At 59.4% G+C, this 14,148-nt stretch carries 10 protein-coding genes; all 10 read right to left on the reverse strand.

Features of this window, described 5'->3' with window-relative positions; genetic code table 11:
- Positions 1–262 precede the first annotated feature (262 nt).
- The 10 genes from JSO19_RS02395 to rpoC all read right to left on the reverse strand — a co-directional run bounded on the left by JSO19_RS02395 (position 263) and on the right by rpoC (position 14,142).
- Positions 263–1,339: a UDP-phosphate alpha-N-acetyl-D-fucosaminephosphotransferase gene (locus tag JSO19_RS02395; protein WP_270909518.1), complete on the reverse strand. Its 1,077-nt coding sequence runs from the start codon at positions 1,337–1,339 to the stop codon at positions 263–265.
- Positions 1,336–3,135 (reverse strand): polysaccharide biosynthesis protein, encoded by a 1,800-nt coding sequence (locus JSO19_RS02400; RefSeq protein ID WP_270909519.1) that lies wholly within the window; start codon positions 3,133–3,135, stop codon positions 1,336–1,338. The genes JSO19_RS02395 and JSO19_RS02400 overlap by 4 nt, the downstream gene beginning before the upstream one ends.
- Positions 3,136–3,285: 150 nt before the next feature.
- A complete protein-coding gene (gene tuf, locus JSO19_RS02405; RefSeq protein WP_270909520.1) occupies positions 3,286–4,479 on the reverse strand; it encodes an elongation factor Tu in 1,194 nt (397 codons plus the stop codon).
- A 162-nt stretch (positions 4,480–4,641) separates the two neighbouring features.
- A complete protein-coding gene (fusA, locus tag JSO19_RS02410) occupies positions 4,642–6,756 on the reverse strand; it encodes an elongation factor G (protein ID WP_270909521.1) in 2,115 nt (704 codons plus the stop codon).
- Between the two features lie 105 nt (positions 6,757–6,861).
- A complete protein-coding gene (gene rpsG, locus JSO19_RS02415) occupies positions 6,862–7,332 on the reverse strand; it encodes a 30S ribosomal protein S7 (RefSeq protein ID WP_217131607.1) in 471 nt (156 codons plus the stop codon).
- Positions 7,332–7,706 (reverse strand): 30S ribosomal protein S12, encoded by a 375-nt coding sequence (gene rpsL / locus JSO19_RS02420; RefSeq protein ID WP_217131605.1) that lies wholly within the window; start codon positions 7,704–7,706, stop codon positions 7,332–7,334. Before rpsL ends, rpsG begins: the two co-directional genes overlap by 1 nt.
- A gap of 271 nt (positions 7,707–7,977) precedes the next feature.
- Positions 7,978–8,619, reverse strand: a complete 642-nt coding sequence (locus tag JSO19_RS02425) for a spermidine/putrescine ABC transporter substrate-binding protein (protein ID WP_270909522.1) — start codon at positions 8,617–8,619, stop codon at positions 7,978–7,980.
- Positions 8,616–9,122 (reverse strand): hypothetical protein, encoded by a 507-nt coding sequence (locus JSO19_RS02430; RefSeq protein ID WP_270909523.1) that lies wholly within the window; start codon positions 9,120–9,122, stop codon positions 8,616–8,618. The genes JSO19_RS02425 and JSO19_RS02430 overlap by 4 nt, the downstream gene beginning before the upstream one ends.
- Positions 9,119–10,060 carry a hypothetical protein gene (locus JSO19_RS02435; protein ID WP_270909524.1) on the reverse strand — a complete coding sequence of 314 codons (942 nt, stop codon included), beginning with the start codon at positions 10,058–10,060 and terminating at the stop codon, positions 9,119–9,121. Before JSO19_RS02435 ends, JSO19_RS02430 begins: the two co-directional genes overlap by 4 nt.
- Before the next feature lie 185 nt (positions 10,061–10,245).
- Positions 10,246–14,142, reverse strand: a complete 3,897-nt coding sequence (gene rpoC, locus JSO19_RS02440; RefSeq protein WP_270909525.1) for a DNA-directed RNA polymerase subunit beta' — start codon at positions 14,140–14,142, stop codon at positions 10,246–10,248.
- Positions 14,143–14,148: the final 6 nt, after the last annotated feature.

A 14,148-nucleotide genomic window follows, 5' to 3' on the forward strand; every position in this document is an offset into this window, starting at 1 on the left:
GTCTTCGTGTAAAACGTTCATGCACCACTGGAGTGCGTGTTCGCTATTCACCTGTCAAATTCGTGACTGTTCGTCACGCCCCACTCGAGACAGCGAAGAACGCTGCACTGTCATGAAGAAATGTTCGCCGCCCAGGGCACTCCCTACCCCGAACGGGGCGGTCACGCACGCTTGAGCGGTGATCCGCAAAAGAATTGCGGAATACTGAACCAATCAATTCTCACACACCACCGGCTACCGCGCAACCCGGGCGTGTCGTTTTCTAGAGATTGGTGGATCGGCCCCGCGGCAGCAAGCGCGGAAGCGCAAGATAGACGCCCAAGACCACGAACCCTAGAGCAAGCAAACCGAGCTGCCACCAGCCGTCAACCCAGAGGCTCACCAGGCCAAGCGAGGAGGTTGCCGCGGTGCACAGCCCTGTGATCGCCGAGGCTGCGGTATGCGAGTAACCAAGCTGTTGAATACGCTGGTAGGTGTGCTCCTTGTGGGGCTCATCCCACTTGTAGCCGGCGCGAACGCGCTTCACGAGCGTCACACCGACATCACCAAAGTAAATGACCATGGGCCCAATTGTTGCGAGCATGGGTACCCCAGCCATGAGCGCTGCGAAGCTCGTAACGGCAACTGCGCCGCCGAGCAGGTAGCTACCAACGTCTCCGAGGAAGGCGCCGGGTTTTGTGAGATTGTACGGCAGGAAACCGAGAAAGCCAGCAGCAATAACCGCACCTGCGACGCCGAGCCAGGTCATCTCAGTCACGTGGCCGACAGCCGCGAAGGTCAGCCCCGCTATAACGGCATGGAAACCGCTGATACCGTTCAGCCCATCCATAAAGTTCGCGACGTTGATGTAGCTCGAGATAAACAGGACCGCATACACGACGAGCAACAGAAGGACCCATAGCGGAAGTTCACTGCGGTCGAACGCGCCGCCCCAGCCAAAGGTTGCGGCCCCGGTCGACCAGGCTGGCCATACGAGCGCCGCGGCGGCCACTCCCCCAATGAGGAGCAGCGAGAGACTCCGCACGGGAACGCTCACACCGCGCAGGTCTTCTCCGAGTCCGAGCACACCGCTCGCGAGCGAAGCGCCCGTGACGACGAGCAACAAGCCCCAGTCGTTTGCGCCGGTGAGGCTGAGGAGCCCACCGAGATAGCCAGCGGCCATCGCAATGAGCACTGCGAGGCCAATGCCGCGGATCACCGGGCGCTCATGCGAGGAGCGTTCATTCGGCACGTCCATGATGCCGAGGCGAACGAGCAATGGCTTGACAAGCTTCGGCAGCAGGAGCGACAGCGCGAGCGTCAGCCCGAAAACCGCCACCACGATCATCGTCGGGGTCACGCTATTCGCCCTTCGGCCTCGTCGGTGAGATCCATTCGCGCGATCCACGTGTCGTGATCAAGCCCGTCTGGTGCGAGCCAGTCGACCCGCGCGTGCGAAATCTTATTATGGAAGGGGCGCTCATCGCCCTCATCAAGCGTCACGAGTTCCTCGTGCAATTTCTCACCGTGCCGCAGTCCCGTATAGACGATATCGATGTCTTTGCCCGACGACTCAATCATCCGCCTTGCCACGTCGAGAATGCTCACGGGCTCCCCCATGTCGAGAATAAGCACCTCGCCTGGCCGACCGATACCGCCGGCCTGGATGACGAGTTGCGAAGCCTCAGGAATCGTCATGAAGTACCGCGTGACATCAGGGTGCGTGATGGTGAGGGGGCCGCCCTGCTCGATCAGACGCTTAAACGTCGGCAGCATTGAGCCGCGGCTGCCAATAACGTTGCCAAAGCGAACTGAGAGGTAACGCCCACCGGTCTCTTTCGCCATCCAGGCGGTCAACTTTTCTGCGACTCGCTTGGAGTGCCCCAGTACGCTCGTCGGGTTGGCCGCTTTGTCGGTCGAGATGTTCACGAACGTGTGCACGTTTGCCGCCTCAGCAGCACGCAGAACGTTCAGGGTGCCCTGAACGTTGGTCTTCCAAGCTTCCTCAGGGTACTGCTCGAGCATTGGGAGGTGCTTGAGCGCTGCAGCGTGAAACACAACGTCTGGCTTATGCTCAAGAAAGACCGTCTCAAGATTCTCGGCGTCGCGAATATCGGCCAGCACGACGTCGCTCGTGTCGAGCAGCCCGTGTCCACGAATCGAGATCTGCGTTTCTTGGAGCGCAGATTCGTCTCGGTCGAGCATGACGATCTCACGAGGGGCGAAGCGAACCAGCTGACGGCACAGTTCAGAGCCGATCGATCCGCCAGCTCCCGTGACGAGCACGGTCTTCTGAGCAAGGTACGAGGCGATTGACTCAGTCTCAAGGCTCACCGGGTAACGGCCAATGAGGTCTTCGATCGATAGTGCACGCACGTCTGAGAGCTCACTCGAGCCGTGCATGATCTGCTCGATGGGCGGCAGCACCATAACCGTGAGCCCCGCTTCTTCAGCGAGTTCGCTCGTGCGGCGCATGAGCCTTGAGTCTGCATAGCCGATACACACCATGATCATGTTGGCCCTGGTCTCGTCGGCAACGCGCACAAGGTCTTCGAGCGTGCCCATCACGCGAACGCCACGCACCTCGGTGTTGCTCTTCTTGGGGTCATCATCGAGCATTGCCACGGGAAGCATCTGAGCCTGTACATCGGTGAGCAGGCGGCGCACCGTCAGTGTACCGACGTAACCAGCGCCGTAGATGATGACCCGGTCTGCTTCACGGCCAGGTTTGAGCTGTTGTTCTGAAGCGATACGCACGAGATACCTCGTGACGCCCATAAAACTAAAGGCGATCGGAGCCGCGATGATCATCGTTGATCGCGGGATTCCATTTCCATAGCCGACGAGAAAGGCAACGAACCAGGAGACGACCACGACGGCGCTGGTGTTGAGCACGAGCGCGCGAACCTCGTCGAAGCTTCCGATCTCGTAGCGGTTTCGGTACAGCCAGAAGACCCAACCGCCCAGCAGCTGAAACGCCGCAGTGACCCCGATCACAAAGAGCGTGCTCTGCCAGTTGATGCGATGGGTATCAAAATCGAAGCGCAGGATAAGCGCCACAATGATGGCACCAGCCCATGAAAGGGCGTCGGCAAAGTAGAGTGCGCCATACGCTTGCGTGAAGTGCCTCACACGGCCGAGCACTTTCGATGTCACGTATTCCCCTGACTTCGCGAGTTTTTCTTTCTTTACGAGGATACTCCCTTTGCCATCGTTCTCTGGCTCAGGGTCCTGTGTTATCGGCGAATGACCGCCAAAATGACGATGACCCCGGCATTACTGCCGGGGTCATCGTTCAGGAACTACTTACGCAATAACCTTGGTAACGGTGCCTGCACCAACGGTGCGGCCACCCTCACGGATTGCGAAGCCGAGGCCCTCTTCCATAGCGATTGGCTGGATCAGCTCAACCGTCATGTCGGTGGTGTCGCCAGGCATAACCATCTCGGTGCCCTCGGGCAGTGAGATGACGCCGGTGACGTCAGTCGTACGGAAGTAGAACTGGGGGCGGTAGTTGGTGAAGAACGGGTTGTGACGGCCGCCCTCTTCCTTCTTGAGGATGTAAGCGGTGCCCTCGAAGTTGGTGTGCGGCTGGATTGAACCAGGAGCAACAACAACCTGACCACGCTCTACATCTTCGCGCTTGGTACCGCGGAGCAGGAGACCACAGTTCTCGCCAGCCCATGCTTCGTCGAGCTGCTTGTGGAACATCTCGATACCGGTAACGGTCGTCTTCTGGGTGTCGCGGAGACCAACGATCTCGACCTCAGAGTTGATCGCGAGGGTACCACGCTCTGCACGGCCGGTAACAACGGTTCCACGACCAGTGATCGTGAAGACGTCCTCAACGGGCATGAGGAATGGCTTGTCGCGGTCACGCACGGGATCGGGAATGTTGTCGTCGACAGCTTCCATGAGCTCGAGAATGGACTTAGCCCACTTCTCTTCGCCCTGGAGTGCGCCGTAGCCTGAAGTGCGAATGACGGGAACGTCATCACCAGGGAAGCCCTGCTTCGAGAGTTCCTCGCGGACCTCCATCTCGACGAGCTCGAGGATTTCCTCATCGTCGACCTGGTCGCACTTGTTGAGTGCAACGAGGAGGTAAGGAACGCCGACCTGCTTCGCAAGGAGGATGTGCTCCTTGGTCTGTGCCATCATGCCGTCGGTAGCAGCAACCACGAGGATTGCGCCGTCCATCTGGGCAGCACCGGTGATCATGTTCTTGATGTAGTCAGCGTGGCCTGGTGCATCAACGTGCGCGTAGTGGCGCTTCGGGGTCTCGTACTCAACGTGCGAGATGTTGATGGTAATACCGCGCTGGCGCTCTTCAGGAGCCGAGTCGATCTGGTCGTAGTCGCGCTGAACGTTCGTCTCTGACGGGTAGTGATCAGCGAGGGTCTTCGAAATCGCAGCGGTAAGAGTCGTCTTACCGTGGTCAACGTGACCGATCGTTCCGATGTTAACGTGCGGCTTAGTCCGCTCGAACTTGGCCTTAGCCACTATAGGTCCTCCTCAGGACGTTGGGTACTTGCCCGGCTTTCGACGGTTTTCGAAAGCGGGAAAATACGGTTTGTAATTATATTACTTGCTCAGAGCGCTTGATGCGAGCTGAGCGCAGGGCTTCCCGGATTATTATGCGGGAAACCCTGCTCTTGGGCAAGGTTACTCGCCCTTAGCCTTCTGAACGATCTCATCGGCCACAGCCTTCGGAACCTCAGCGTATGAGTCGAAGACCATCGAGAACACTGCACGGCCTGAGGTCTTCGACCGCAGGTCACCAATGTACCCGAACATCTCTGAAAGCGGTACGAGTGCACGTACTACCTTGACACCGCTTGCGTCTTCCATTGACTGGATCTGACCGCGGCGTGAGTTGAGGTCGCCGATAACGTCGCCCATGTACTCTTCAGGGGTACGTACTTCAACGGCCATCATGGGCTCAAGCAGTACGGGGTTCGCGAGACGAGCAGCCTCTTTGAACGCCATCGAACCGGCGATCTTGAACGCCATCTCTGACGAGTCAACATCGTGGTACTGGCCATCGAGCAACGTCGCCTTGACGTTCACGAGTGGGAAGCCAGCGAGAATGCCGTACTGCATTGCGTCCTGGATACCAGCGTCAACTGAGGGAATGTACTCACGAGGAATACGACCACCGGTGACCTTGTCCTGGAACTCGTACACCTTGTCGGTGTCGGTCTCGAGCGGAGCAAGTGCGATCTGAACCTTAGCGAACTGACCTGAACCACCGGTCTGCTTCTTGTGGGTGTAGTCGTACTTCTCAACCGTCTTGCGAATCGTTTCACGGTAGGCAACCTGTGGCTTACCAACGTTCGCTTCAACCTTGAATTCGCGCTTCATGCGGTCAACAAGGATGTCGAGGTGCAGCTCGCCCATGCCCGCGATCACGGTCTGGCCGGTCTCGGGGTTGAGGCTCACGCGGAACGTCGGGTCCTCTTCAGCAAGCTTCTGAATTGCCGTGCCGAGCTTCTCCTGGTCACCCTTGGTGTTGGGCTCAATAGCAACCTCAATCACGGGCTCAGGGAAGGTCATCGACTCGAGAACAACGGGAGCGTCCTGCGCACAGAGCGTGTCACCGGTCGTCGTGTCCTTGAGACCAACAACGGCGTAGATGTTGCCTGCCATGAGCTCGTCAACAGGGTTCTCCTTGTTGGCGTGCATCTGGAAGATCTTACCGATACGCTCGCGCTTGCCCTTGGTTGAGTTGAGTACCGCGGTGCCCGAGGGAATCTTGCCCGAGTACACGCGAACGTAGGTGAGGCGACCGAAGAACGGGTGCACAGCAACCTTGAACGCGAGTGCCGAGAAGGGGCTCTCCTCGGTTGGGAAACGCTCGATAACAACCGACTCATCCTTCGGGTCGTGCGCTTCAATAGCGCCAACATCGAGGGGGTTCGGGAGGTAGTCAACGACTGCGTCGAGAACGGGCTGGATGCCGCGGTTCTTGAACGCCGAGCCACAGAAGACTGGGTAGATCTCGTTGTTGACAACAAGCTTGCGGATCGCACCCTTGATCTCATCAATGCTGATCTCTTCGCCGCCGAAGAACTTCTCGAGGAGTGCGTCGTCAGTCTCAGCGACCGTCTCAACGAGCTTCTCGCGGTATTCTTTGGCCTTCTCGAGCAGATCGGCAGGGATCTCCTGGGTTTCGTAGTTCGCACCGAGGGTAACGTCACCCTTCGAGTCGCCCTCCCAGACGAAAGCCTTCATGGTGAGCAGGTCGACAACACCGATGAAGTCGTTTTCAGCGCCGATGGGAATCTGCATGACGAGTGGCTTCGCACCGAGACGTGACACGATCGTGTCGACGGTGAAGAAGAAGTCGGCACCCATCTTGTCCATCTTGTTCACGAAGCAGATACGAGGAACCTCGTACTTATCTGCCTGACGCCAAACGGTCTCAGACTGGGGCTCAACGCCCTCTTTGCCGTCGAACACAGCAACAGCACCGTCGAGCACGCGCAGTGAGCGCTCTACCTCAACGGTGAAGTCGACGTGGCCCGGGGTGTCGATGATGTTGATCTGGTTGTTGTTCCAGAAGCAGGTCACCGCGGCACTGGTGATCGTGATGCCGCGCTCTTTCTCCTGCTCCATCCAGTCGGTGGTCGCGCCACCATCGTGGGTCTCACCGAGCTTGTGGTTAACACCCGTGTAAAACAGAATGCGCTCGGTGGTAGTGGTCTTGCCGGCATCAATGTGGGCCATGATGCCGATGTTGCGGACCTTATTCAGGTCGGTGAGCACGTCTTGTGCCACGGGTTCCTCCAATGAGTTTGGGAGCCAGGATCGCTGACCCCGACAAACAGTTTCGGTCTGAAGTGATGAGAGGGGCAGGAGCCGAAGCAGCCTGCCCCAGGCTTACTACCAGCGGTAGTGAGCAAATGCGCGGTTCGACTCCGCCATCTTGTGCGTGTCTTCACGGCGCTTGACTGCGGCACCGAGGCCGTTTGATGCGTCGAGGATCTCGTTGGTGAGACGTTCCGTCATGGTGTTCTCACGACGGTCCTTCGCGTAGCTCGTGAGCCAGCGCAGTGCAAGGGTGTTTGCACGGTGCGGCTTCACTTCTACGGGAACCTGGTAGGTGCTACCACCAACACGACGTGAGCGAACCTCAAGGGTGGGGCGCACGTTGTCGAGCGCCTTCTTGAGTACCGTCACGGCGTCCTGGCCTGACTTGTCGGCGACGGTCTCGAGCGCTTCGTACACGATGCGCTCGGCGAGACCCTTCTTGCCGTCTACGAGGATTTTGTTAACGAGCTGGCTGACGACCGGTGATCCGTAAACGGGATCAGCGACCACTGGGCGCTTCGGAGCAGGACCCTTACGAGGCATTACTTCTTCTCCTTCTTAGCGCCGTAGTGGCTACGAGCCTGCTTGCGGTCCTTGACCGCCTGCGTGTCGAGCGCGCCACGAACAATCTTGTAGCGAACACCGGGGAGGTCCTTAACACGACCACCGCGCACGAGCACCATCGAGTGCTCCTGCAGGTTGTGGCCTTCACCTGGGATGTAGGCCGTTACCTCGGTTCCGTTCGAAAGCTTCACACGAGCGACCTTACGCATCGCCGAGTTCGGCTTCTTCGGGGTGGTGGTGTACACACGGGTGCATACGCCACGCTGCTGGGGATTCGATTTCAGTGCGGGAGCTTTGCCCTTAGCAGGCTTGCTCTTACGCCCCTTACGAACCAACTGCTGAATAGTTGGCACTATTTCTCCTTGTTCGTTCCTGCACGGTGACAGGAATGCTGTATTGCTTGCAGCATGTGTGAGCACAGCAGGCTCACTGACTCGTCGGCGCACCCGAGGGTGTGCTTTGATGACGAGTATGCCGTGGGGGTTTCAACCGGATGGTGAGGGACCCTGAGCGCGAGCGTGATTGCAGCCACAGAGCAGCCACAACGTCAACACACGCCAACAAGTAACATTACCGTGCCCGGGCCGCCAGGTGCAACAAGATGCCTGGGAGTTCAACCGACGTTCAGTTTCCCGGCGCTTCAAGGTTGCGACTGAGCTGCTCAAGCAGGGCTTCAATTTGCGGATCGACGAAACGCTTGACCGCCTGCCGCACTCCCGGTTGGTGTTCAACGAGTAAAAAGCACAGTTCCTGCCCCACCGAGGCAGCCTGCCTATCGGCAACGTCGATCTCGAGTTTCAACTGCCGTTTTTCTGCTTCGGTAAGCGGCGGTCTGGGCAGCCCCGGCTCTGGCTTCTCTGCCTGCTGCAGCTCAGCAAAGGTAAAGAGAAAGGGCTGGGCTCCGGGTGACTCAACTGCGTCGTGGTCTACCCCGTCGTATTCAACGTCAAGTCCCTGCCCCGGGTCATACCCTCCCGAGTTCCAGATCGCGGCCCCCTCGAGCTCGGCCTGCAAAAGCGGGAGGTGCTCGTTCGTGTACGCATCAACTTCAGCGTCGATGAGTCGGTGCATACGCGAGACGAGTGCGTGCACCACCTGGTGAGGAGTGTCACGCGTGAAGCCTGCGGCCGCGGCGAGCGGCGAGTTCGTGCACTTACGGCACACCCTCGGCCTGGCGCGATTCAGGGGTGGCTCCCATGAGGCCAACCACCCCTCCCACGCCTGAATGTTCTCGGCAACGCGAGCCGCCAGGTGCTCCCCTGTCACGGCAAACCATCCTTGAAGTAGTCAGGGCCCTCATTGAGCTCGTTCTTCTCCCACGGCCAGCGCGGTCGGTCTTTGCCGCTGTATAGCTTGCGCATCGCGATCCACCAAAAAATGATCACGGCGAGCAACCATGAGACCGCGAGTGCGAGCGCATACGGGCTCAGCCAGGTCTCTTCGATGCTCAGCCCAAAGGCGACGCCAAGCAGCGACCAGAGCAAGTATGCGGCAGCGGGCATCACGATGATGAGCACGAGAGACGGAGGGTTAGCCCGTAGCAGAGAGATCATTTCGCGCCAGAGCACGATCACGAGCATCACGAGGCACAGCCCGACAATGCCAGGAGCCGTGACTCGCGAAACGTCGCTCTCGATGGGGTCGCTACCGAGAAACCACGAGAGGTACCCCCACGAGACCACGACGAGCGACATGGCAAAAATGGCGACCGCACCGATCAGCCCTCGGGCATAGGCCTTCGTGACTCGGTGCGGAACGCGCTTGTTCATAGTGCCTGCGGTACTTTCAGCTCAGCGAGCTTCTGCTCGTACTCTTCTTGCGCTGCCGCGTTTCGGATCTTGAGGCGGCGGCCACGAGCGCCGATCCACGCACCAAACCACACGGCGACCTCGCGCGCCGAGACGGCTGCGACAAGCGCGGGGATCGTCAGGGCGAACTTCGCGAAGTCTCGAATGTTGTGGCGCGCGCCCTCGGCAGCGTCGATGAGCTGCGGCGAGAGGGCGTATCCCACGCCGGCGCTTGCCCAAACGGCGATCGCGACAAAGAAGCCGAGCACGGCATAGACCCACCAGCCGGCACGATTAAAGATCAACACGAGTGCGAGCATCGTCACGAAGAAGACGCCGCACGGAATCACGAAGCCGAGCGAGACCAGGTACGGGTAAAGCCCCTCTTGCAGGAACGTCGAGGGCGGGTAGTGCCTCGCGAGCCAGAGCGCGAGCAGACCAGCGTAGGTCACCCCGAAGCCGAGCGTTGCCAGCAGGCTAATAAACAGACCCGCGAGCCGGTTCGACTTCATGACCGGCGCATCTGGCTGCTGCATGTAGAGCGCTGCCATCGGATGATCGGGGCTGATAACCATGGCACCCGGTTCGAGACCTGGCGTTGCACTCGGTGTCTGTGCGGGTTCTACCGGAGCGGCTGGTACTACGGGAGCCGCAGCGCTCGGCATCTCAACGCTCTCACTGATCGTGACGGTTTCTTGCACTGGAAGCATTGCCTCGGTCGAGGTATCAGCGTGCTCTGCTGGCGTCAGACCTGACGCCTCGATCGCCTCACCCTCGGGAGTCTCGAGCGCCGTCGTCTCGGCCGTTGACATCGCGGTCGCATCTTTCGCGCGCTCGATCGCCTCGCGCACGTCGGCGGTGTTCGTCGACTCTTCCTCGCCAGACTGCACCGGCAAATTCTCTCGCTCTTGGTCGCTCATCGCTACCCCTTAGGTCGTATCTCGATCATACTGATCAGCCCAACCGTAGCAAGTTCTCCGGTTTGATTTTCGATGCCGCGCCGAACCGTGTCTGATTTGAAGCGAATACTCGGCACCGCCCGCCTGAAAAGCAAAAGGGAGGGTGCCCCGCCTGAGCGGAACACCCTCCCTGAATGCGTAGCGAACTAGTTCAGGTCGCCCGTCTGCGTGAAGTCGTCACCGATGAAGGTGTCGAACTCGACGAACGAGAGGTCACCCTCGTCGAACTGGCCGGCCTCGGCGTAGAAACGGCTTGGGTAGCGCTCTTCCTTCGCCTCGTCGGTCGCCTCAACCGTCACGTTGCGGTATGCATCGAGACCGGTACCTGCCGGAATGAGCTTACCGATGATGACGTTCTCCTTGAGACCGATGAGCGGATCCTTCGATCCTTCCATCGCCGCCTGCGTCAGCACGCGAGTGGTCTCCTGGAACGATGCGGCCGAGAGCCATGACTCGGTTGCGAGTGAGGCCTTCGTGATACCCATGACCTCGGGACGAGCCGTTGCGGGGCGCTTGCCCTCGAGAACGGCCTCGCGGTTGAGGGTCTGGTAACGCGAACGGTCGACAAGCGCGCCCGGGAGCAGCTCGGTCTCGCCGTGGTCAACGACGGTAACCTTGCGCAGCATCTGGCGCACGATGACCTCGATGTGCTTATCGTGAATCGGCACACCCTGTGAACGGTAAACGCCCTGCACGCCCTCAACGAGGTACTTCTGCACCGCACGCTCGCCAGGAATGTGCTTGCCTTCCTCGGTCGAGCCAACCTGCAGCACGTCCTTCGGGTCAAGGGTACCTGCGATGAAGGGCTGACCGATCTCAACGTGATCGCCATCTTCAACGAGCAGGGTTGCACGCTTGAGCACTGGGTAGTTACGCTCTTCCGTTCCGTCATCGGGAACAAGAATAACGCGACGGCTCTTGTCGGTGTCTTCGATGGTGACGCGGCCTGCGGCCTCAGCGATCGGTGACGCACCCTTCGGGGTACGTGCTTCGAAGAGCTCCTGGACACGAGGCAGACCCTGGGTAATATCGTCTGCCGATGCCGAACCACCGGTGTGGAAGGTACGCATCGTCAGCTGGGTACCCGGCTCACCAATTGACTGAGCAGCGATAATGCCAACGGCTTCGCCAATGTCAACACGCTGGCCGGTTGCGAGTGAACGACCATAGCAGACCGCGCACACGCCAACCGCCGACTCACAGGTGAGTACTGAGCGAACCTTGATCTCGGTCACGCCGCCTGCGACGAGCTTGTCGATGAGCACGTCACCAACGTCTTCGCCAGCGTTTGCGACAACGTCGCCTGAACCGTTCGTGGCGTCAGCCGCGAGGGTACGTGCATATACCGAGTTCTCGACGTTCTCATCGCGAACGAGCTCGCCCGACTCATTGGTCGCTGCGATCACGAGGTCGAGACCGCGGGTCGTGCCACAGTCTTCTTCGCGAATGATGACGTCCTGTGAGACGTCGACGAGACGACGCGTGAGGTAACCCGAGTCAGCGGTACGCAGAGCGGTATCGGCAAGGCCCTTACGCGCACCGTGCGTCGCAATGAAGTACTCGGCAACCGAGAGGCCCTCACGGTACGACGACACGATGGGGCGAGGGATAATCTCACCCTTCGGGTTGTTCACGAGGCCACGCATACCGGCGATGTTACGAATCTGCAGCCAGTTACCACGAGCACCCGAGGTCACCATGCGGAAGATGGTGTTGTCAACGGGGAACGCGTCTTTCATAGCGTCAGCAACATCGTCGGTTGCCTTGGTCCAGATGTCGACGAGGTCGGCACGACGCTCAGCGTCAGTGATCATACCCTTGTCAAACTTCTTCTGAACGTCAGCGGCCTTCGACTCGTATGACGAGATGATTTCCTGCTTGTTCGACGGCGTCACGATGTCAGACAGCGCGACGGTTACGCCCGAGCGAGTTGCCCAGTAGAAGCCCGCATCTTTAATACGGTCAAGCGTTGCAGCAACTTCAACCTTCGGGTAACGCTCAGCGAGGTCGTTCACGAGCGTTGACAGCGCACCCTTGTCGGCGACGCTCTCGAAGTACGGGTAGTCGGCTGGCAATGCTTCGTTGAAGATTGCGCGGCCGAGGCTCGTCTCAACGAGAACAGGCTTCGTCTGGATCTCGCGATCCTTGCCCGCGTAGCCCTCGATGCGGATCTTGGCCATGGCACCCAGGTCGAGCGTTCCCTGATCGAACGCAAGGATTGCCTCGGCGATCGACGAGAATGCGCGGCCCTCGCCGGCTGAGCCTGGCTTCACCGTGGTGAGGTGGTGCAGACCGATGATCATGTCCTGCGAAGGCAAGGTCACGGGGCGACCATCTGAAGGCTTCAGAATGTTGTTCGAAGCGAGCATGAGCACGCGTGCCTCTGCCTGTGCTTCAACCGACAGCGGCAGGTGAACTGCCATCTGGTCACCGTCGAAGTCAGCGTTAAAGGCGGCACACACGAGGGGGTGCAGCTGAATTGCTTTACCCTCAACGAGCTGCGGCTCAAACGCCTGAATACCGAGGCGGTGCAGGGTTGGTGCACGGTTCAGCATCACGGGACGCTCGCGAATGATCTCTTCGAGCACGTCCCAAACCTCTGAACGGGCACGCTCAACCATGCGCTTTGCAGCCTTGATGTTGTGTGCGTGACCGAGGTCGATGAGACGCTTAATAGCGAACGGCTTGAAGAGCTCAAGCGCCATCTGCTTCGGCAGGCCACACTGGTGCAGCTTCAGCTGCGGGCCCACAACGATCACCGAACGGCCAGAGTAGTCAACACGCTTACCGAGCAGGTTCTGACGGAAACGACCCTGCTTGCCCTTGAGCATGTCAGAGAGTGACTTCAGAGCACGGTTACCGGTGCCTGTCACGGGGCGGCCGCGACGGCCGTTGTCGAACAGCGCGTCGACCGCTTCCTGCAGCATGCGCTTCTCGTTGTTCACGATGATCTCGGGCGCACCGAGATCGAGCAGACGGCGCAGACGGTTGTTGCGGTTGATCACACGACGGTAGAGGTCGTTCAGGTCAGAGGTCGCGAAGCGGCCACCGTCAAGCTGCACCATGGGGCGAAGCTCAGGCGGAATAACGGGAACAACGTCGAGCACCATCGAAGCGGGGTTCGCGCCGGTCTGCAAGAACGAGTTCACGACCTTGAGACGCTTAATCGCGCGGATCTTCTTCTGGCCCTTGCCCTCGGCGATCTGCAGCAGCAGGTCTTCGCTCTCTGACTGCAGGTCGAAGCTCTCGAGGCGACGCTTAATCGCCTCTGCACCCATGTGCGCGTCAAAGTAATCACCGTAGCGATCCATGAGCTCAACGAATGCTGCGTCTTCAGGCTTGAGGTCGCCCACCTTCAGGTTGCGGAAGTCTTCCCACACCTGCTTGATGAGATTGATCTCGTTGTCGAACTGAGCGCGCACCGCGGTGGCCTCTTTTTTGGCTGACTGCTCTGCACGACGCTTCTGGTCGGCCTTTGCACCCTCAGCCTCAAGCGCAGCGAGGTCTTTCTCAGCCTGCTGCATGAGCTCGGCGATCGTGATATCGCGCTCGCTCTCGAGTGCCTTCAGCTCCTGCTTGAGCTCCTGCTCGAGGCCTGCCATGTCTTCGTGGCGGCCTTCTTCATCAATGTTGATGACCATGTACGCGGCGAAGTAAATGACCTTCTCGAGGTCTTTCGGCGCCATGTCGAGCAGGTAGCCAAGCCGGCTTGGGACACCCTTGAAGTACCAGATGTGGGTCACGGGAGCGGCGAGCTCGATGTGGCCCATGCGCTCACGACGAACGCTCGACTTGGTTACTTCAACGCCACAGCGCTCACAGATGATGCCCTTGTAACGCACGCGCTTGTACTTGCCACACGCGCACTCCCAGTCGCGGCTGGGACCAAAGATCTGTTCGCCGAACAGGCCGTCTTTCTCTGGCTTGAGCGTACGGTAGTTAATCGTTTCGGGCTTCTTAACCTCGCCATACGACCAACCACGAATATCTTCAGCGGTCGCGAGACGAATCTGAAGCTCGTTAAAACTCGTTCCTTCGAGCAATGTATC

It is taken from the genome of Leucobacter sp. UCMA 4100 (assembly GCF_027853335.1).
Lineage (GTDB): Bacteria > Actinomycetota > Actinomycetes > Actinomycetales > Microbacteriaceae > Leucobacter_A.